Source organism: Labrys sp. LIt4, from assembly GCF_017813775.1.
In the GTDB taxonomy this organism is placed as follows: Bacteria; Pseudomonadota; Alphaproteobacteria; order Rhizobiales; family Labraceae; genus Labrys; species Labrys okinawensis_A.
The window spans coordinates 1-488 of sequence record NZ_JAGIPY010000059.1 but is presented as its reverse complement, the minus strand read 5'-3'; the positions used below and the strand labels follow the sequence as shown (position 1 = coordinate 488).

General features: G+C 61.9%; 1 protein-coding gene. It reads right to left on the bottom strand.

What is annotated here, in order from left to right; translation table 11 throughout:
- Positions 1 to 212: 212 nt before the first annotated feature.
- Positions 213 to 488 (bottom strand): sugar nucleotide-binding protein (locus J8I29_RS29685; protein ID WP_209434428.1); only part of this gene is annotated, 276 nt, incomplete at its 5' end.

Here is a 488-nt window from a genome sequence, read left to right as displayed (position 1 = left end):
TCCGGCACGACATAGCCGGTGATCTCGCCGCCCTCGTCCGATTCGATGTTGAACAGCATGATCTCGTCCGCTTCCCATACCAGAATAAGGCTGAGGTTCTCCCCCCTCTGGAATATCATCGGTGGCTGAATGCCCGGTCGGATAGGTCGTCATCACTGGCCAAGACGGCGCAGTAAAGACGGCGCAGTGGATCAGCTTCAATCCGACCTTTGTTAAAGCTGCGAAGCTAATGACGATGAACGTTCGTTCGCATCAGGGGCGGTTGCAGATACCCTATCGGCATCAAGCTGCGCCGCCAGCAGGCGGAACACGCAGTCGCCGACCGAAGAGCGCCAATCGGGCAAGACGATGCCGTAACGCTCCCGCAGCCTGGTGGTATCCAGCCTGGAATCGGCAGGACGGCGTGCCGGTGTGGGATAGTCCCTGGTGGCGATCCGCCTGACGCGGGCCGAGGGGCCGCCTGCCGGGGCCGATGCCGCAAACACCGC